21 protein-coding genes, 5 tRNA genes and 2 other annotated features are annotated in these 18,655 nt (G+C 30.5%); of the genes, 6 read left to right on the top strand and 20 right to left on the bottom strand.

The features are described 5' to 3' along the window. Positions 1–28: 28 nt before the first annotated feature. The 8 genes from pheS to ytxC form a co-directional block, all read right to left on the bottom strand. Positions 29–1,048 (bottom strand): phenylalanine--tRNA ligase subunit alpha, encoded by a 1,020-nt coding sequence (pheS, locus tag ACREVX_RS09210; RefSeq protein WP_431543878.1) that lies wholly within the window; start codon positions 1,046–1,048, stop codon positions 29–31. A 75-nt stretch (positions 1,049–1,123) separates the two neighbouring features. Continuing rightward, positions 1,124–1,335: a binding site (T-box leader), on the bottom strand. 106 nt (positions 1,336–1,441) lie between these two features. Continuing rightward, positions 1,442–2,227 carry a TrmH family RNA methyltransferase gene (locus ACREVX_RS09205; RefSeq protein ID WP_431543877.1) on the bottom strand — a complete coding sequence of 262 codons (786 nt, stop codon included), beginning with the start codon at positions 2,225–2,227 and terminating at the stop codon, positions 1,442–1,444. A gap of 12 nt (positions 2,228–2,239) precedes the next feature. Then, on the bottom strand, positions 2,240–2,899 hold the full coding sequence (locus ACREVX_RS09200) for a potassium channel family protein (RefSeq protein WP_431543876.1): 660 nt from the start codon (positions 2,897–2,899) through the stop codon (positions 2,240–2,242). Positions 2,900–2,910: 11 nt separating this feature from the next. Further along, positions 2,911–4,263 (bottom strand): TrkH family potassium uptake protein, encoded by a 1,353-nt coding sequence (locus ACREVX_RS09195; RefSeq protein WP_431543925.1) that lies wholly within the window; start codon positions 4,261–4,263, stop codon positions 2,911–2,913. Positions 4,264–4,414: 151 nt separating this feature from the next. After that, the gene (rplT, locus tag ACREVX_RS09190) at positions 4,415–4,774 is read right to left on the bottom strand and encodes a 50S ribosomal protein L20 (RefSeq protein WP_431543875.1); all 360 of its coding nucleotides are present in this window, start codon (positions 4,772–4,774) and stop codon (positions 4,415–4,417) included. Between the two features lie 27 nt (positions 4,775–4,801). Further along, positions 4,802–4,999 (bottom strand): 50S ribosomal protein L35, encoded by a 198-nt coding sequence (rpmI, locus tag ACREVX_RS09185; protein ID WP_216306752.1) that lies wholly within the window; start codon positions 4,997–4,999, stop codon positions 4,802–4,804. A gap of 20 nt (positions 5,000–5,019) precedes the next feature. Next, positions 5,020–5,547, bottom strand: coding sequence for a translation initiation factor IF-3 (gene infC, locus ACREVX_RS09180; protein ID WP_431543874.1), 528 nt, complete (start codon positions 5,545–5,547; stop codon positions 5,020–5,022). Positions 5,548–5,581: 34 nt separating this feature from the next. Beyond that, positions 5,582–5,693, bottom strand: a sequence feature (ribosomal protein L20 leader region). A 107-nt stretch (positions 5,694–5,800) separates the two neighbouring features. Then, complete coding sequence (gene ytxC, locus ACREVX_RS09175) at positions 5,801–6,706, bottom strand: putative sporulation protein YtxC (protein WP_431543873.1); 906 nt, start codon at positions 6,704–6,706, stop codon at positions 5,801–5,803. Positions 6,707–6,910: 204 nt separating this feature from the next. Here ytxC and ACREVX_RS09170 point away from each other — a divergent pair, with 204 nt between their 5' ends. Further along, positions 6,911–7,624, top strand: coding sequence for a DUF6873 family GME fold protein (locus tag ACREVX_RS09170; protein ID WP_431543872.1), 714 nt, complete (start codon positions 6,911–6,913; stop codon positions 7,622–7,624). Positions 7,625–7,705: 81 nt separating this feature from the next. Here ACREVX_RS09170 and ACREVX_RS09165 read toward each other — a convergent pair. The 8 genes from ACREVX_RS09165 to ACREVX_RS09130 form a co-directional block, all read right to left on the bottom strand. Then, positions 7,706–7,780 (bottom strand) — tRNA-Cys (locus tag ACREVX_RS09165). A gap of 25 nt (positions 7,781–7,805) precedes the next feature. After that, positions 7,806–7,880: transfer RNA gene (locus ACREVX_RS09160), tRNA-Gly, on the bottom strand. A 5-nt stretch (positions 7,881–7,885) separates the two neighbouring features. Beyond that, positions 7,886–7,961 (bottom strand) — tRNA-Phe (locus ACREVX_RS09155). Positions 7,962–7,999: 38 nt separating this feature from the next. Beyond that, positions 8,000–8,076 (bottom strand) — tRNA-Asp (locus ACREVX_RS09150). A 5-nt stretch (positions 8,077–8,081) separates the two neighbouring features. Further along, positions 8,082–8,157 (bottom strand) — tRNA-Val (locus tag ACREVX_RS09145). An 87-nt stretch (positions 8,158–8,244) separates the two neighbouring features. After that, the gene (gene hslO / locus ACREVX_RS09140; protein ID WP_431543871.1) at positions 8,245–9,135 is read right to left on the bottom strand and encodes an Hsp33 family molecular chaperone HslO; all 891 of its coding nucleotides are present in this window, start codon (positions 9,133–9,135) and stop codon (positions 8,245–8,247) included. 28 nt (positions 9,136–9,163) lie between these two features. Then, positions 9,164–9,904 (bottom strand): class I SAM-dependent DNA methyltransferase, encoded by a 741-nt coding sequence (locus ACREVX_RS09135; RefSeq protein ID WP_431543870.1) that lies wholly within the window; start codon positions 9,902–9,904, stop codon positions 9,164–9,166. Between the two features lie 122 nt (positions 9,905–10,026). After that, positions 10,027–10,266, bottom strand: a complete 240-nt coding sequence (locus tag ACREVX_RS09130) for an alpha/beta-type small acid-soluble spore protein (protein WP_431543869.1) — start codon at positions 10,264–10,266, stop codon at positions 10,027–10,029. 373 nt (positions 10,267–10,639) lie between these two features. On the opposite strand from ACREVX_RS09130, the gene dapA reads away from it, so the two are divergent. Then, positions 10,640–11,533 carry a 4-hydroxy-tetrahydrodipicolinate synthase gene (gene dapA / locus ACREVX_RS09125; protein WP_431543868.1) on the top strand — a complete coding sequence of 298 codons (894 nt, stop codon included), beginning with the start codon at positions 10,640–10,642 and terminating at the stop codon, positions 11,531–11,533. Beyond that, positions 11,533–12,288: a 4-hydroxy-tetrahydrodipicolinate reductase gene (dapB, locus tag ACREVX_RS09120; RefSeq protein WP_431543867.1), complete on the top strand. Its 756-nt coding sequence runs from the start codon at positions 11,533–11,535 to the stop codon at positions 12,286–12,288. Before dapA ends, dapB begins: the two co-directional genes overlap by 1 nt. 155 nt (positions 12,289–12,443) lie before the next feature. On the opposite strand, the gene ACREVX_RS09115 is transcribed toward dapB, so the two are convergent. Then, on the bottom strand, positions 12,444–13,592 hold the full coding sequence (locus tag ACREVX_RS09115) for a pyridoxal phosphate-dependent aminotransferase (RefSeq protein WP_431543866.1): 1,149 nt from the start codon (positions 13,590–13,592) through the stop codon (positions 12,444–12,446). A gap of 208 nt (positions 13,593–13,800) precedes the next feature. Here ACREVX_RS09115 and dapD point away from each other — a divergent pair, with 208 nt between their 5' ends. Next, entirely contained in the window at positions 13,801–14,511 is a 711-nt protein-coding gene (gene dapD / locus ACREVX_RS09110) for a 2,3,4,5-tetrahydropyridine-2,6-dicarboxylate N-acetyltransferase (RefSeq protein ID WP_431543865.1), read from the top strand. A gap of 289 nt (positions 14,512–14,800) precedes the next feature. Here dapD and ACREVX_RS09105 read toward each other — a convergent pair whose 3' ends face one another. Further along, positions 14,801–15,493 (bottom strand): single-stranded DNA-binding protein, encoded by a 693-nt coding sequence (locus ACREVX_RS09105; protein WP_431543924.1) that lies wholly within the window; start codon positions 15,491–15,493, stop codon positions 14,801–14,803. A gap of 199 nt (positions 15,494–15,692) precedes the next feature. Beyond that, entirely contained in the window at positions 15,693–16,442 is a 750-nt protein-coding gene (gene pdaB / locus ACREVX_RS09100) for a polysaccharide deacetylase family sporulation protein PdaB (RefSeq protein WP_431543864.1), read from the bottom strand. Positions 16,443–16,737: 295 nt separating this feature from the next. On the opposite strand from pdaB, the gene ACREVX_RS09095 reads away from it, so the two are divergent. Beyond that, complete coding sequence (locus ACREVX_RS09095; protein ID WP_431543863.1) at positions 16,738–17,265, top strand: DUF4364 family protein; 528 nt, start codon at positions 16,738–16,740, stop codon at positions 17,263–17,265. A gap of 104 nt (positions 17,266–17,369) precedes the next feature. On the opposite strand, the gene ACREVX_RS09090 is transcribed toward ACREVX_RS09095, so the two are convergent. Then, the gene (locus ACREVX_RS09090) at positions 17,370–18,251 is read right to left on the bottom strand and encodes a YncE family protein (protein ID WP_431543862.1); all 882 of its coding nucleotides are present in this window, start codon (positions 18,249–18,251) and stop codon (positions 17,370–17,372) included. Positions 18,252–18,400: 149 nt separating this feature from the next. Between ACREVX_RS09090 and ACREVX_RS09085 the strand changes: the two genes are divergently transcribed. Then, a complete protein-coding gene (locus ACREVX_RS09085; RefSeq protein ID WP_431543861.1) occupies positions 18,401–18,652 on the top strand; it encodes a TIGR03905 family TSCPD domain-containing protein in 252 nt (83 codons plus the stop codon). Positions 18,653–18,655 lie beyond the last annotated feature (3 nt).

Here is an 18,655-nt window from a genome sequence, read left to right as displayed (position 1 = left end):
TATATATCCTCCTAGCATTTTTATTATATTAAAATTGTTTTAGAAATCTCATATCACTTTCATAAAGTGCGCGAATATCATCTATTCCATATTTAAGCATTGTAATTCTGTCTAGTCCAAATCCAAAAGCAAATCCGCTATACACTTCTGGGTCAATTCCACAATTCCTTAAAACATCAGGATGAACCATTCCACAGCCTAAAAGTTCTATCCACCCACTGCCCTTACAAACATTACAACCTTTTCCCTTACATACAAAACAAGTAGCATCCATCTCAGCAGATGGTTCTGTAAAAGGAAAATGATGTGGTCTAAACTTTGTTTCCATTTCGCTACCGAACATCTTTTGCGTAAATGCTTCTAGCGTCCCCTTCAAATCAGAAAAAGTTATACCCTTATCAACAACTAATCCTTCAATTTGATAAAATATTGGTGAATGAGTAGCATCTGCTGCATCTGACCTATAAACCTTACCCGGAGATATCATTTTAATAGGTGGTTTCTGAATTTCCATAGTTCTTATTTGTACTGGTGAAGTTTGAGTTCTTAAAACTATACTATCATTTATGTAAAAAGTATCTTGTTCTCCTCTTGCAGGATGATCTTTAGGTATGTTTAACGCCTCAAAATTATAATAATCTCTTTCTACCTCAGGCCCCTCTTCAATCGCAAACCCCATAGACAAAAATATGTCATTAACTTTTTCAAGTGTTAGTTCAAGTGGATGTCTTTTTCCCACTATTTGTTTTTTCCCTGGCATAGATATATCTATAACCTCACTTTTTAGTTCCATTTCCTTTTTATTGCTTTTTAATATATCTGAGGCTTTAGTTATAAGTGATTCTATATCTGCCCGAACTTCATTTGCCATTTTACCAACAATTGGTCTTTCCTCATTTGAAAGCTGCCCCATACCCCTTAATATTTGTGTAAGCTCTCCTTTTTTCCCTAAATACTTAACTCTAATGTTTTCCAACTCTGTTTTTACACTAGCAATCTTTAATTCTTCTAAAACTGCTGCTTTTATTGTTTCCAACTTTTCTTTCATAATAAATGCTCCTTCCATTTTTATTTCTTAATAAATCTTATAGTTTTTTATAAAACAAAAAAAAACCGTCCTCACTAAAGGGACGGAATATCCGCGTTACCACCCTAATTGACTATAAATAGTCCTCTTAGATAAATTTATCGATTCTACCCGCTATCAGTTACTTAATTTCACTGCTAGAACTCCGGAGTGAACTTCAATATAAAAATTATTTAAGCAAGCTCTCAATCTAGGCTTCTTATCCCTGTAAATATTTTTATATCTACTTTCTCCATCACAGTTTAATATCATTTATTTCATTATTATTTATTATAAATTTGTTATAATTAATTTGTGAAAGTATACAAAACATTATAACCACAAATGAAGAAAATTTCAACTATAAGTTTTATATTATGTATTATTTTTTTGTCTTACCACTTCATACATCATAATTGAGGCAGCTACAGCTGCATTTAAAGATTCTGCACCACCAGGCATAGGAATTTTTATTTTTATATCGCTTATAGTATAAATTTCTTCGCTTATACCATTACCTTCATTTCCAACCGATATAATTACTTTTCCTTTTAAATCTACATCATAAAAATTTTTATCAGTATCTAACGAACTAGTAACTAATTTAAATCCATCATCTCTAAGTTTTTTTAAAAGCGATAAATCCTCATCATAAATAACAGGTATTTTAAAAATGGATCCCATTGTAGCTCTTAGGGTTTTTTCATTATAAATATCTACTGTTCCCTTTGTAATAAGAACTCCTAACGCTCCCGATGCATGAGCAGTTCTTATTATAGTTCCCATGTTACCTGGATCCTGAATTTTATCAGCTAACATATAGAACCCATGATCATATTTAATTTCAATAGGCTTATTTTTAAGCACCGCAATAATACCTTGTGGATTATCAGTATCGCAGATACTTTTAAATAAACTATCACTAATAATATAAACTTTAGTGTTTTTACTTAACTTTAGCTTCATGTTTAAGTCTTCATATTTAGATTCTCCTGTAGCACTTATAAACATGCTCACCACTTCAAACCCTGACTCTAACGCTTCTTGTACAAACCTAAATCCTTCAACTAAAAACATATTACTACTTACTCTATACCTTTTTTCTTTTAATTTTCTAACATCTTTAATCAATAAATTATCCTTACTTTGAATATATTCCAAAAGAAGTACCCCTTATTTAACTAGATTTTCTAACTTATTTAATTCTTCAATGTTGCCTATAGCCACAATAATATCACCAGGTTCAATAACATTATCTGCAAGTGGAGAAACATCGATATCATTATTTCTTTTTATAGCCATTACATTAATACCATATTTTGCTCTTATATTTAATTCTCCTAATGTTTTATTATGCCATTCTTCAGGGCTAATAACTTCTGCTATACTATAATCAGGAGATAATTCAATATAATCTAATATATTTGAAGATACTAAATTATGGGCAACTCGCACACCCATATCACGTTCTGGGAAAACTACTCTATCTGCACCTATTTTATATAGCACTTTAGCGTGTAATGCATTAGTCGCTTTTGTTATTACATATTTCACTCCTAATTCTTTAACTAGAAGTGTTGCCAAAATACTAGATTGAATATTAGTGCCTATACTAATAACTGCGCAATCAAAATTACGAATACCAAGAGCTCTTAAACTATTCTCATCATTTGCATCAGCTTGAACTGAATGGGTTACATTATCTGAAATTTCTTGAACTACTTCCTCATCACAATCAACTGCTAATACATCATTTCCTAAAGAATATAATGTTTCAGCAACCGACGTTCCAAATCTTCCAAGACCTATAACAATAAACTGCCTTTTACTCATTTACACCACCCCTATCCAATTAAAATTTTACCTTCTGGGTATTTTATTTTACCTGATTTAGATTTCTTATTTTTAGCTAATGCAAGTATTATAGTAAGCGGTCCTACTCTACCTGCATACATCGTAATCGCTATTATTATCTTTCCTGCAAGTGTTAATTTTGCAGTTAACCCTAAAGTTAAACCTACTGTAGCAAATGCTGAAGTAGCCTCAAATAAAAGATATTCAAAAGGAATATTCGATTGCTGCATAATTGATAATGCCATGGTAACGAAGATAACAATTACAAACCCAAGGACAGTTATTACTAATGATTTATAGACAAGTTCCTTGTTTATGCGTCTTTGAAATATTTCAGTATCATCTCGTCCACGAGCCACAGAAACTACTGTCATAAAAAGCACAAATGCAGTAGCTGTTTTTATTCCTCCTGCGGTTGAACCAGGTGATCCACCAATAAACATTAAAATCATTGTTAGAAATTTTCCTGCTGCAGTCATTTCATCTATTGGAATAGAGTTAAACCCAGCCGTTCTCGGGGAAACTGATGCAAAAATTGAGGATAAAACCTTGCCTTTAATAGTCATACCCTGCATAGTATTAGGGTTGCTCATCTCAAAAATAAACATAAATATTGCTCCTCCAAGAACCAATGCTATAGTTGAATAAATAACTACTCTAGAATGGAGTGACAACTTTTTAATTCCTTTGTAATTGTAAATTTCTACCCAAACGTAGAATCCTAAACCACCTATAATTACTAAAGCAGAAATTGTTAATATTATTACAGAATTATTAGCATAAGAAACAACACTATTAAAGTTTCCCATCAAATCAAACCCAGCATTGCAAAAAGCAGACACCGAATGGAATACACTATAATAAATTCCTTTGCCTACTCCAAACTCAGGAATAAATTGTGTTGCAAGTAGCACAGCTCCACTTATCTGCACAGCCATCGTAAATATTAATACATATTTGGCCATTTTGACTAACCCTTGTAATGAATTAACATTCATAGCTTCCTGCATTACCATTCTTTCTTTTAATGTTATTCTTCTACCTAAAAGTAAAAAAGCAAGCGTAGCAACTGACATAAATCCAAGTCCACCTATTTCTATAAGTAACATTATTACCGTTTTCCCGAAATATGTCCAATATGTACCAGTGTCTAATACTACGAGACCAGTAACGCACACAGCAGATGTAGAGGTAAATATACAATCTATAAAAGGAGTAATTTCACCACTTTGCGAAGCTACCGGCAAACTTAGAAGCATCGCTCCTATAACTATAACTATAGCAAAACCTAAGGCAAGTATCCGAACAGGAGTATATATACTTTTCTTTTTAAGAACTTTAATATTCAATTCCAACTTAGTCACCTCTACACCTATAATTTTTCATCAATTACATTTCACTAATTACATTTCATTAATTATATCACTTAAGATATTTTTGTCAAAAATGCAATAAAAAATGTAGCCAAATGGCTACATTTTTAAATAAATAATTTTATGCTTGTAGTTGTTTTTTTGCAACTTCTACTAATTCAGCAAAAGCTTTTGGATCATTTATTGCAATTTCAGAAAGCATCTTTCTATTAATATCTATTCCTGAAAGTTTCATTCCATTCATAAATCTTGAATATGAAAGATCGCTTAACCTTGTAGCCGCATTTATTCTAGCTATCCAAAGTGTTCTAAAATCTCTTTTCTTTAATTTTCTTCCGATATATGCATTTCTAAGTGCTCTCATTACTGATTCATTAGCTGTTTTAAATAACTTACTTCTTCCACCGTAGTAGCCTTTTGCAAGTTTTAATACTTTCTTATGGTTTTTACGAGAATTTACTGCTCGCTTAATTCTTGCCATTTTATATACCTCCTAATCACCATTCAATTATAAGTATGGTAACAATTTCTTCATCGCTTTTATTTGAGTAGTTGAAACATATCCTGTTTTTCTAAGATTTCTTTTTCTTTTGGCACTTTTCTTTGTTAATATATGGCTTGTAAAAGCTTTCGCTCTCTTAAGCTTGCCTGTTCCTGTTTTCTTAAATCTTTTTGCTGCGCCTCTATGTGTTTTCATTTTAGGCATAATAAAATTCCTCCTCTCGGTTATGCTTTTTTGGGAGCTAAAATCATTATCATATTTCTTCCCTCTTGCCTTGCTGGTTTTTCGACAATATAAACATCACCGATCTTGTCTACAAAAGATTTTAAAATCTTATGTCCTACTTTAGAGTTTTCAATTTCTCTTCCTCTAAATCTTACAGTTATCTTTACCTTATCCTCGTCTAGCAAGAATTTTTTAGCATTGCTAGCCTTAATTGCAATATCATGATCTTCTATTGTTGCACTTAATCGTATTTCTTTAAGATTAACAACCTTTTGCTTCTTTTTAGCTTCTTTTTCTTTTTTCTGATTTTCGTAAATAAATTTACCAAAATCCATTATTCTACACACTGGAGGTTTAGCAGTAGGCGACATCATAACTAAATCCATATCTGCCTCTTCTGCAAGTTTTAAAGCATCTTTAGTATTTAAAATACCTAATGCATCACCTGCAGCTCCAATAACTCTTATCTCTGAATGTCTTATTTCCTCATTCATCATGAAATTTTTGTTTTTACTAATAGTTTTCACCTCCTAGGTGTATTTAGATAACCTTATTATATTTAAACAATTAAAAGGACGGCAAAATGCCGTCCCTAATAGTAACAAATTTAAATTACTAATCAACCTAACTAGCATTGCTGTAAGGTGAGAAACGGCTGTTTCTTCTTGTTAAACATATTTATATAAAATTATTTTCATATTTTCATTCACAACAATTAATATTATACTTCCTTACCAATTGTTTGTCAATATTTTTTATTTCATTCATATATTTTATGGCTTAATTCCAAACTTCCATTTCTTTTTTTATCTTCTCACATTCGTAACAACTATCACAATAAAAAACTTTATCCACAAATACCTTAGTTATAGTTCCAATAAATTCTTTATTTTTACAATTCTCAACGCAATGTATAATTATTTTTTTAGGAGCACTAGTTATAAGTGCACTAATTATAAGTTCTTCTTGATTTTCTTTTGAATCAAACTTAACATCTGGTAACTCCGTTATCATATTTCCTACTAAATCATTTCCTTGTTCATCTCTCAAATGATAATTTCCATTTTTTTCAATTAAAATATTAACCTCGTTTACCTTACTTTCCTGAACTTCAACAAAGTATTTAAGGAGTTTTATAAACTCATTATATTCTTTATCAACCATATATTCTTCTACAACCTTATCTACTATACATTCTAAATCTGCATTTATCTCTTTTGTCCTGAATGTTAAAAATCCACTTATATTAATTTCATTATTTTCTTCTATACACCTAGTTATTTTATCTATGATTTTATTTTTCCTATTTATACAATACACCATATTAGGGCCTAATATGGCACCCTCGCATATCAAAGCTTCTAGTATTTTCGGTTTGATTTGTTTTATTTCATCATATTGAAGAAAAAAATAGGTTTCAGCTAAAAACTCATTCATTTCTTTTTTGCAAAATTCTATTGTAACTATTTTATATAACATATTAGCAACATTCAAATTGAATGTTTTGACATTACTATCACTTAAATTATCATCACTGCAAAAAAACTTTACCAAGTGACTATCTTCTATTATACAATCAAATACGCCTAGTTTATTTTTTTTATCTTCAAAACATTTTTTCATATCTTCAATTTCTTCAACAATATATTCCATACTCCTATTATATGCAATAGTTAATAAAAGCATTTGTCACGCTCCTTTCTCATTTTGATAGTATGCGTGTAATATTAATGTATATGCACCAGAGCTTAAACAATTATCGACATATTGTACTTTTAATAATTTTATGTTATAAAATAAACACAATAAAAGAAGTTATCCACATTGTTTTTTTGCGAGATGTTTCCTATATAATAAAATATATGTATACATATACGAAGGAGTATTATAATGAAAAATGTTATAAACAATAATTTAATTATTGATTTTAGAACTGATAAAGAAGAAAAAGAACATTTAGTATCTTTAGGCTATAATTTGCTTATTTGTCCTCCAAGTAGCCTGCTATATGATGCTGTATGTGGTCATCCCGATATGCTTATGCACATCTGTGATAATAATATTGTGGTACATAAAGATATGGATAGTGAATTTATACAAGATTTAGTTCTACTAAATTATAAGGTTCATAAATCAAATTTATCTCTAAAAATAGAATACCCATATGATGTGTCTCTTAATGCGCTTAGTATAGGAAATCTGCTTGTTCACTCAATTAATTCTACTGATCCAGCTCTTTTATCTTTTTTTAAACATAAAAAATTAATAAATGTGAAACAAGGTTATACAAAATGTTCTACATGCATAGTAAATGACCACGCAATAATTACTGCGGATGTCTCTATTTCCAAAGCTTTAACTCCCATGAAAATAGATGTTTTATTACTCCCTCCTGGTGATATTCTCCTTCCAGGACTTAACTATGGATTTATAGGTGGTGCAACAGGCCTTCTTGAAAATAACGTCTTAGCTTTTTACGGCCATTTAGATCATTATTTGTATGGAAAAGAAGTATTAGAATTTCTTAAAAAGCATAAGGTAGAACCTGTATTTTTAAGAAATGGAAAACTAATTGATAGAGGTAGCATTTTACGTTTGCACTAGAGAGTTTCTTATATTATGCTATAACGAAAAAAGTAGTCTACCTACTGAAATATCAGTATTTAGACTACTTTTCTTCTGCTTTGGAGGCGCCACCCGGATTTGAACCGGGGAATAAAGGTTTTGCAGACCTTGACCTTACCGCTTGGCTATAGCGCCATTTCTTTAAATTATTTAAAGTTATTGGAGCGGAAGACGAGATTCGAACTCGCGACGTTCACCTTGGCAAGGTGACGCTCTACCACTGAGCCACTTCCGCACCACTGGTGGCTAGACCAGGAATCGAACCAGGGACACGAGGATTTTCAGTCCTCTGCTCTACCGACTGAGCTATCCAGCCACATTAATTTTAAAAATCGCCATTTTTTTGAATTTAAATGGCGACCCAGAAGGGACTCGGACCCTCGACCTCTGCCGTGACAGGGCAGCACTCTAACCAACTGAGCTACTGGGCCGTATGTGGTGGGAACAACAGGGTTCGAACCTGTGACCCTCTGCTTGTAAGGCAGATGCTCTCCCAGCTGAGCTATGCTCCCACATGTATTTATGCAACTATTATATATTACCTCATTTCATAAAACTTGTCAACAACTTTATAAAATAATTATTTTCAATTAATCTAACTACTTTATCTTTGAACTAGCTTCTTTGAGCAATAAGCCAATATCTTCATGATTAAATTCATAATTTTTATTACAAAAGTGACATTTAAGTTCTTCAGTTTTATCATCATTATATATTTCTTCTAAATCCTTTTTACCTATACTTATTAATGCTTTCTCAACTCTTTCTCTAGAGCAATCACATTTATACATTGGCTTTATCTCTTCATGTATTTTAAGTTCCATATCTTCAAAAATAAATTCTAAAATTTCTTCGATATTCATTCCTTTTTCTATAAATTCTGTTATTGATGGAATTTCCTCAAGTCTATATGTTATCATATCTGCTAAAAATTCATCTGCACCAGGCATCATTTGGATTATAAATCCTCCTGAAGCTTTAATACTCATATCGGTATCAACTAGAACTCCAAGTCCCACAGCTGATGGCGTCTGCTCTGAAACAGTATAATAGTAAGCTAAATCATCTCCAATTTCACCAGTACGAATTGGTACTTGACCTACGTATGGTTCCTTTAGCCCCATATCTCTTATAATTCTTAAATAACCATCTGTGCCAACTGCACCACCAACATCAAGTTTACCATGTTCATTAGCTGGCAAATCCACATTAGGATTTCCTATATATCCTTTTACACTGGAATCAGCATGAGCAGTTACTACTATGCCACCCGCTTTTCCTCCACCATCAATTTGAAGTGTTAAACTATCTTGACTTGCCTTGAGCATTGTTCCCATAAGAGTACCAGCTGTCAACATCCTACCAAAAGCCGCCGCCGCCGTAGGCAAACATGAATGCATAGCTGATCCTTCATTTACTAAATCCGTAGTTATTGCTGCAACTATTCTAACCTGCCCTTCTTTTGCAGTAGCTCTAACTAATTTATCCATATAATAACCTCCTCATAATATTCTATTTTTACTTCTTGAGTACATAACATATTCGTTCTGTTTTATCACTTACTACTTTATCTTCATAATTATCCATTTTTTTAATTATTTTAAATCCAATATCTTTTATAACATTTTCTATATATTCTTCTTTATATGCTCTTTCTGAATGTTGTTCATCAAACCGTCTATATACTTGTCCTTCTTTTACAAAAAAGGTTAAACTCATCTCCACTACATCATTTTCTAAATAATTTTCCCAAATATAGACTACATCACCAAAATCATAATTATAAGTATTATTACCAAGCACATTTGTAAGTTTATAATAAGAATTAATATCAAAAACAAATAACCCGTCATTTTCTAATAAATCATATGCTCCTAATAAATACTTTCTAAAATTTTCTTCTTCTAATATATAATTACTAGAATCTAAGCAACAGGTTATGAGATTAAAAGTATTATTTAAATTAAGTTTAGAAATATCCTGACATATAAATTTAGCTTTTATATCCACATCTCTCATTTTTTTCTCCGCTTGGCTTAACATATTACAGGATAAATCAACTGCCCATACATGCTTAAATTCATTAGCAATTTCTATAGTAAGATTCCCTGTACCACAGGCTAAATCTAAATAGTTCTCCATACTTAAGTGCTGCTGATCTTTGCAAATATATAAAATATTAGACGCCCATGTTTTATAATCAATATCCGAATTGATTAATTCATCATATATATTAGCAAACTCATTATAACAATCCATACTTTCATTTCTCCTTTAATCAAGAGTTCTCCTTTTTTGCAAGGCTCCCCTTTAAAACTGTAATGGTATATAATATTCTAACCTATACACCAAACATTGTCCAAGTTATTTACTTTAACTACTTAAAAATCTTTGTTTTTAGGAAGATTTATGCTTTTCTTTCTTTTTGTCATTAATCCTCCAATCCTACCTGTTTCTTCTGCCGTTAGTCCACTCCATCCACACTCATCTATCTTATCCGTAAGTCCCAATTCATCTGCTATTTCATATTTTAAAGTTTCTCTTAACGTCTCATTTGTTGTTAACTCTTTATTTGTTTTTAATTTAGCCTTTATAATTTTTTTCAATGGTGTTTTCCCCATGATATACCTCCCAGATATTTTATATTATGTTATATATTTTACAATGTAGAGCTTTTTTATTCATAATAATTAAAATAATATCCTCTTTAAAAAATAATTTGTAACTTTACTACATAGCTGTTTTTATTTATTTTCAAAAAAGTATATATATTTTCACATATGGGTTATATAATATAATAGAGTATTTTTTTTAGTGACTATTCACTTCTTCTTTAAATTCATTATGAATTAGTATGAAGAATCTATTACAAAAATAAATACTTCACTAAAAGTAATCTAAATTAATACATATATAGTATAAAAATAAAATAGTTATATGACGGATAGTAATTAACAATTATTAACTTTCATAAAACTACGAGGAGGTAATTTTTTGAGTATTTTTAAAGGTTCTGGTGTTGCAATAGTCACTCCATTTAATGAAAGAGGAGTAGATTTCAAAAAACTTGAGGAATTAATAGAATGGCATATTAAAAGTAAAACAGATGCTATTATAGTATGTGGCACTACGGGTGAAGCTTCCACTATGACAGAACAAGAAAAAAAGGAAACTATAAAATTTGTAGTTGATGTAGTTAATAAAAGAATTCCAGTAATAGCAGGTACAGGAAGTAACAACACTGCAGCTGCAATTAGCCTGAGCATATGGGCACAAAATATAGGAGCAGATGCTTTGCTTATAATTACGCCTTACTACAACAAAACTACCCAGAAGGGTCTGGTTGAACATTTTAAAGCAATTGCAAGTGGTGTAACCTCACCAATAATAATATATAACGTTCCTTCAAGAACGGCTCTAAATATTCTTCCAAAAACGCTTCAAAAATTATGCTTAATACCAAACATCGTTGCAGTTAAAGAGGCAAGTGGCAATATAAGTCAAATAGCACAAATTAAAGCGTTATGTGGTGATAATTTAGATGTTTATTCTGGAAACGATGATCAAGTTATACCTATACTTTCCTTAGGTGGCATAGGTGTTATATCCGTTATTGCAAATATAATTCCTACAGATATTCATAACATGTGTGAATTATATTTAAGTGGTGATCATGCCAAGGCATTAAAGATTCAACTTGGGTACCTTCCTCTTAACAACTCTATATTTATAGAAACAAACCCTATACCTGTAAAAACTGCTCTAAATCTTATGGGCATGGATGTCGGTCATTTAAGACTCCCTTTATGTGAAATGGATGAAAATAATTTAGAGCTTCTAAAAAAAGAATTAAAAGCTTACAATATCCCTTTAAAGGAGGAAATATAATGATTAGAATGCTTCTAAATGGTTGCAATGGAAAAATGGGTAAAGTTATTTCTGAAATGGCTAAAGACTCTACAACAATTTCAATTGTTGCTGGAGTTGATAGGAATTCATCTAATTTAAGTTATCCATGTTATGAAAGCGTACTGGATTGTGATATTGATGTAGATGTAATCTTAGATTTTTCAAGACCTGATGCTTTAGATGACTTATGTAAATATTCTAAAGAAAAGAATATTCCTATTATATTCTGCACTACTGGTTACTCACCTGAGCAATTATCTGAAATTAATGCCCTAAGCAGTGAAATTCCAGTATTCCACTCTGCAAATATGTCTATAGGTGTAAATATTGTTAATAATATCCTTAAGAATATTAGCAATATGCTTTATAAAGATTTTGATATTGAGATAATTGAAAAACATCATAATCAAAAGATTGATGCACCTAGTGGTACCGCACTTCTTCTTGCAAATACAATTAAGAATTCAATAGAAGACGAAACTGTATTTATAAAGGGCCGCGATGGAATAAGTAAAAGAGAGCCCAATGAAATAGGCATTCATGCTATCCGTGGTGGAAATATTATAGGCGATCATGAAGTCATATTCGCAGGAAAAGGCGAATGTATTGAAATTAAGCACACTGCAATATCAAGAGATGTTTTTGCAATAGGTTCACTTAAAGCTTGTGAATTTATATACGGAAAAGATAAAGGTATGTATAACATGGATGATGTAGTTAATATGTCACTTTAGACTTTAAATTTTAAAAAGTACGCAACTATAAAAAATATGAATTAGCAAAATTTATATGTAAAAAAGCAACATTAAAGTATTGTAATACTTCAATGTTGCTTTTTTAGTTACATTTTTTTAATTCATTCAATTCATTCAATCCATAAATAATTGAGTTATATTAGAGTTTTAATCCATTTTTCCATTCTGTCTAAACCTTCTTTTAGCATCTCTAAGCTATACGAATATGAAATTCTTATGTATCCTTCTCCACCTATTCCAAATGCTGATCCAGGCACAACAGCAACCAAACCTTCGTGCAGTAACCTAGTACAAAATTCTTCGCTACTCATGGAGAATTTTTCTATGGATGGAAATATATAAAACGCCCCCCTTGGAAGTGTTGTGTCAATTCCCATTTGCTTTAATCTTTTATATACATATTCTTTACGCTTTTCAAATTCAACTTTCATAGTATTTACATCACCCTTACAAGAAATTAATCCCTCATATGCTCCCCATTGAGATATTGAAGTGGCACAAGAAACATTATACTGATGCATTTTCATGATATTATCCGTTATATATTTGCTAGCACAAACATAACCTACTCTAAGTCCCGTCATGGAAAACATTTTAGAAAATCCACCCACTAAAATTACTCTACTTCTTAAGTCATCAATTTGAGCTAAAGAATAGTATTCTTCATAACATAACGAACTATACATCTCATCACTTATTATGTATATATCTTTTTCCTTTAGAATTTTGAAAAGCTTATCTCTCTCAGTCTTTGATAGTATTGACCCAGTCGGGTTAGACGGATGTGACATAACCAAAAGCTTAGGATTTTCATCTTCAATAAGCTTACTTATGTTATCAAAATTAATAGTAAAATCTTTATTAAGATTATAGTTAACTACTTCTGCTCCAAAAATTTTAACGCAGCTCTCATAAGCGGGGTAAGCAGGAGTTGGCACAAGGACCTTGTCCCCAGCATTTAAAAACGCTCCAAAAATGCACAGTAGTGCCTCACTTCCACCAACAGTCACCGTTATTTCATCAGCTAAGTAGTTAATATCCATACTAGATAAAAAATTAGAAATCTCATTTCGAAGTTCAATAATACCTGCATTAGCAGTATACTCAGTTTTATTTTTATGTATAGCTTGAATCATGGCATTTTTAATATTCTTAGGAACCGGAAAATCAGGTTGCCCAAGAGTAAGTGAAATTGCACCTTCAACTTTTGAAACCTTATTAAAAAACTTCCTTATTCCAGAAATTTCAACTTTAGACACATTGTTAGAAAATAAATTGTTCATAAAATCATCCTTTCAAGTGTTTTTACTTTTCAAGTCTTTGCATTATAAGTATTTTACTATATAATATAATAAAAATCAGTAATTTTATTTATTTTTTTTAATAATGATAATGTTTTTGTTTGAAGAAAATTATTTATAGTTTACTTGAAAATAAATGCATAAAAACAAGAATTTGGATTAATACTTATAATACGAGAGGAGACGAATTATGAACTACGATTTAACAGACGCTTATGAAATTGCAAGGTACATAAAAGAATCAAAAAAAGCTACACCAATTAAACTTTATATTGATGGAGATTTATCACAATGCCAGTTTGGTAATATAGACCATTTTGGTGAAGGTAATTTCTGTATGCTTTTTGGAGAAAGTGATGAGGTATCAGATTTCTTAGAAAAATACAAAGGCAAAATTAAGAAATTTAGACTTGAACTTGACAGAAGAAATTCTGCTATCCCTCTAATTGATATGAAAAATATTGATGCAAGAATTGAACCAGGTGCAATTATACGCGATAAGGTTACCATAGGTAAAAATGCCGTTATAATGATGGGTGCTGTAATAAATATAGGTGCTGAAATTGGTGATGAAACTATGGTAGATATGAATGCTGTTGTAGGAGCAAGAGGTAAGCTAGGTAAAAGAGTTCATTTAGGAGCAGGCGCCGTAGTAGCTGGCGTACTTGAGCCACCAAGCAAAAGTCCTTGTGAAATTGGAGATAATGTTCTAATTGGAGCAAACGCTGTAATTTTAGAAGGAGTAAAAATCGGTAAAAACTCAGTAGTTGCAGCTGGATCTGTTGTTGTAAATGACGTTCCTGAAAATGTTGTAGTTGCAGGAGCACCAGCAAAAATAATAAAAAATGTAGATGATAACACTAAAGAAAAAACTAAATTGCTTGATGATTTAAGAAAATAGTTTAAGAGAAAAGAGCCTATATTACTACAAATTCATCTCACTTCGCTAAGTAATTCTAAAATAATTTTAATTAAAAATGCTAAAAAGTACAAACTCGCTAACGCTCAAACATGTACTTTTCTTAACGCATTCTTCAATAAAATTATTTTGAATTACTAAAGCTTGTTTGAATGTATTTTACGTAATATATGCTCTTTTCAACCAACTAATCTTTTTAAAAAAATTTACGGTGATGTATGCCGTTTTGTTTCAGCTAAAGCTGGCTTAAACGTATTTCACGTAATATATGCTATATAACGTCTAGTGCTTGAAAGTCTTGATCTTCATCTGGGGTTGTTTCTGGGTCTACTATGTTTTCACCATCTTTTGTTACTCTTTCCATTTTAGATATAGACACTTCGTATGCCACTTTTTTTATAACTTCATCTTCTGATAATTTCTTTTGATATTCTCTGCTCTGGAGTCTTCCCCAAATCCTTATATTATCTCCTACTTCGAGACTTTTACAAAATCTAGAATTTCGCCCCCAAGCAATTGTAGGTATATAATCAGATTTGTTATACAATCTGTTAACGGCTAAAAGCATGTCCGCAATCTCTCTTCCAAATGGAGTTGTTCTATATACTGGGCTTTTGCAAATATAGCCATCTAAAAATATTTGGTTTGGATTTTTGCTGCGTTCTTCACAAATTTTAATATCTCTAGCGAATACTGTTAATATTAATCTATTAGATCCCTCAACAAATTTATTATAAGATCTAAGTTGTCCTTCAACTATAAATTCATTTCCTGTTTTAATATCCATGCCTGCAATTAGTCTCTCAGAAATTGTTATAGTTAAAATATCTGTGGTTTCGCTAAGTCTCCACACTTCAAAATCAAATACATAAAACCCTTCCCCATACATTTCATGACTAAATTTCAGTTCAGATGCTACTTTTCCTTCTAAATAAATCTTGTTATTCAACATAACATTATCCATCATAATCCCTCTTTCCCCTTAGTTTTTTTAATAAACTTTCCTTAGATTATAAGTATTCATTTTTCTGATGTAATATTCCTAATATTAAGAGATTTTTTTATTTGTAATCATTGTACTAATTTTCCTATTTTTCCAAAATTGTTCCTTTTCTATTCCCATTATAATACATATGGCTATTAAATTTCAATACATTTTATTTTTATTTTTGTATTTGTTTTCCTGATTCATCTATATAATAGTTATTTTTGTATATAAGGTCTGATACTGTTAGAAATTTGTAACCCTGAGCTTTAAAATTCTCTAATATTTTAACCAAATTTTCAGGAGTATATTTTGCATCATTATGAAATAAAAGGATAGACCCAGGTCTCGTCTTTTTAATTATTCTATTATATTCAATATCTGCACCTTCTTCTTTCCAATCAATACTATCTGCATCCCATTGAATACAATAATGATTCGTAGATTCCACTGTTTCAATTACCGAATTATTATATTCTCCAGAAGGACATCTAAAAAGTGTTGTTCCCTTTCCCGTTATGGACATTATCTTAGCATCTGTAGCTGATATTTCTTCAAGCATTTTCCCTGGGGATATTGTAGTCATTATCGGGTGTTTATTTGAATGATTTCCTATTTCATGACCTTTTTCACTTATCTTTTTTAGCATATCTGGGTATTGGTCTATCCATGCTCCCACTACAAAAAATGTTGCTTTAGCATTATATTTATCTAATGTATTTAATATTTCCTGTGTTCTATCATCACCCCAGCTTGCATCAAATGAAATTGCGATTTTCTTCTCTTTAGTATCAACTGAGTAAATTGGTAATTTACGTTGATTCCCTGTAAAAGTCCCCTTAGTCTTCCAATTATAAACACCTATTATCGTTGAAATTCCAATAAAAGCAACACAAAACATTATCAAATTCTTTTTTATGTAACTCATTCCTTATTAGGTCCTCCTTATACATTTATACTTTAAATTTATATTCTAAAAACAACTATATATGTATATATTAAATTTATAAAAGTAATTTATTAGTATAATTTATGTAAACTATTCTAATAAATTAATCCTTAAATCATATTAAATCATCTCCTACGGAGCTGAAATGTGGTTAAAATTAAAAGCACCAATTAAATTCAATGCTTTTTATGTTATAATGTGTATAGTTAATTTTACATTAAACGGACCAGTTCATTATCGTTTTGAACTAAGTTCCCCACGAGGAGGATACTATATGTTTGAAGATGCTTTAGACTTAGCTGAAAACAAGCTTCTTTTACTTTATATATTTTATAAAATAAAACTTCCAATATCTAATATCCAAATAACACAAATAATATTAGAAAATAATTTTATAAATTATTTTACTTTGCAACAATATATTACAGAGCTCATTAACTCAAACTTGCTTAAGCGTACTGAGCAAAAAGGTAAACATAGATTAGTCATTACTCAAAAGGGTGACAATGTACTATCATTATTTAAAGCTAGAATTTCTGATAGCAAGTTACAACTTATTGATGATTATTTAAAAACCCATATTGAAAATATAAAAAAAGAGCTAACGGTTAGTGCTGATTACACAATAGAAAACAATAACAATTATCTAGTTAACCTAACCGCTTCTGAGGACAGTTTCACTCTTATTGACATTAAACTTAGTGTAACTTCAAACAAACAAGCACGAAATTTATGTGCAAAGTGGAGAAATAAACCTTCAGAGCTTTATGCTAAGATAATAAATTTTCTTATAGATGACTAATCTTCCTATGGAAGCTTAATCTTCCTATGGAAGCTTAGTCTTCCTATGGAAGCTTAGTCTTCCTATGGAAGCTATTACTTTTCTATAGGAAGCTATTAATCTTCCTATAGAAAAGTCATTCCCGTTGGCTCCGAGCCAATAGATATGGCTTTTTTAGTTTCGTTTATTTTATCAATTCTTAGTAGCATATTGTTATAATTATCACCTACGTACAAATATTTTTCATCCTCAAGTATTCCTCTAGGCATACCTCCAACCTCTATTTTTTTTATCTCCTTATAATTGTTAATATCTACCATACTCACTGTACCATCTCCAAAATTTGATACATAACAGTATTTTTCATTACAATACATATCCACAGGTGAATTTCCAACAGATATTTTCTGTATTACGTTATAGTTTTTTAATGAAATAATGCTAATACTTCCTCTGCTATCCATGCCTATATTCGACTCACAAACTATAATATAATTTCCATCTGGTGTAATTACTGCCTTAGTAGGATATGCTCCTACTTTAATATTTTTAATATTACCACCTAGCTCAGAATCTATTATTGTTATACTATCACTATTCATATTCGCTACTACAATAAGATTCTTTTTTTTGCAAATATAAATACTATGTGGTAAATTACCACAGGGAATTGCTTCTATAATATCTTTTTTTTCTAAATCAAAAACTATTATGTCATCAGAATCTCCACAAATAACATAGACCTTGTTATTATAAATCGATAAATCATTACAGTGCATACCTGTAAAGTAACTTTGAGATTCATAATTATTAATATCAATTATGGAAATACTATTACCATAACTATTAGCTGTCAATATCTTATTTTTATAACCATATATTCCATGAGGACCAATTCTTTTGAGATTTTTTTTATCCAAATATATTTTTTCTTCTTCTACAAACAAATCCAAATTAACCTTTGATATGCAATCTGATGATGTACTACATACATATAACTTTCTCAAATTCCTCACCTCCTCATAACCATAATATGAAGATAGTAATAATATGCTCACAATGTTTTTATAAAAATTAATTCCTTGAACAATATATACTTAATAGTATATAATATCTATTGTAATTATTTAATTACATAAGGATGGAGGAATAAATTATGTATAGTTATGAACCAAAAGGTGTATGTGCAAATAAAATAAATTTTGAAATTGTTGACAATATAATAACTGAAGTTATTTTTATAGGTGGATGTCCTGGAAATGCATTAGGAGTTTCAACTTTGCTTAAAGGAATGGAAGTTAATGCTGCAATAAAAAAGCTTAAAGGTATTACCTGCGGTAATAAAAGTACTTCTTGCCCTGATCAATTTGCATTGGCGCTTGAAAAATTAGTTGTTAATGCTAAATAAAAA

Origin of the sequence: Clostridium sp., from assembly GCF_050717545.1 — a bacterium.
In the GTDB taxonomy this organism is placed as follows: Bacteria; Bacillota; Clostridia; order Clostridiales; family Clostridiaceae; genus Clostridium_AD.
This window is presented reverse-complemented; position numbering and strand designations above follow the sequence as displayed.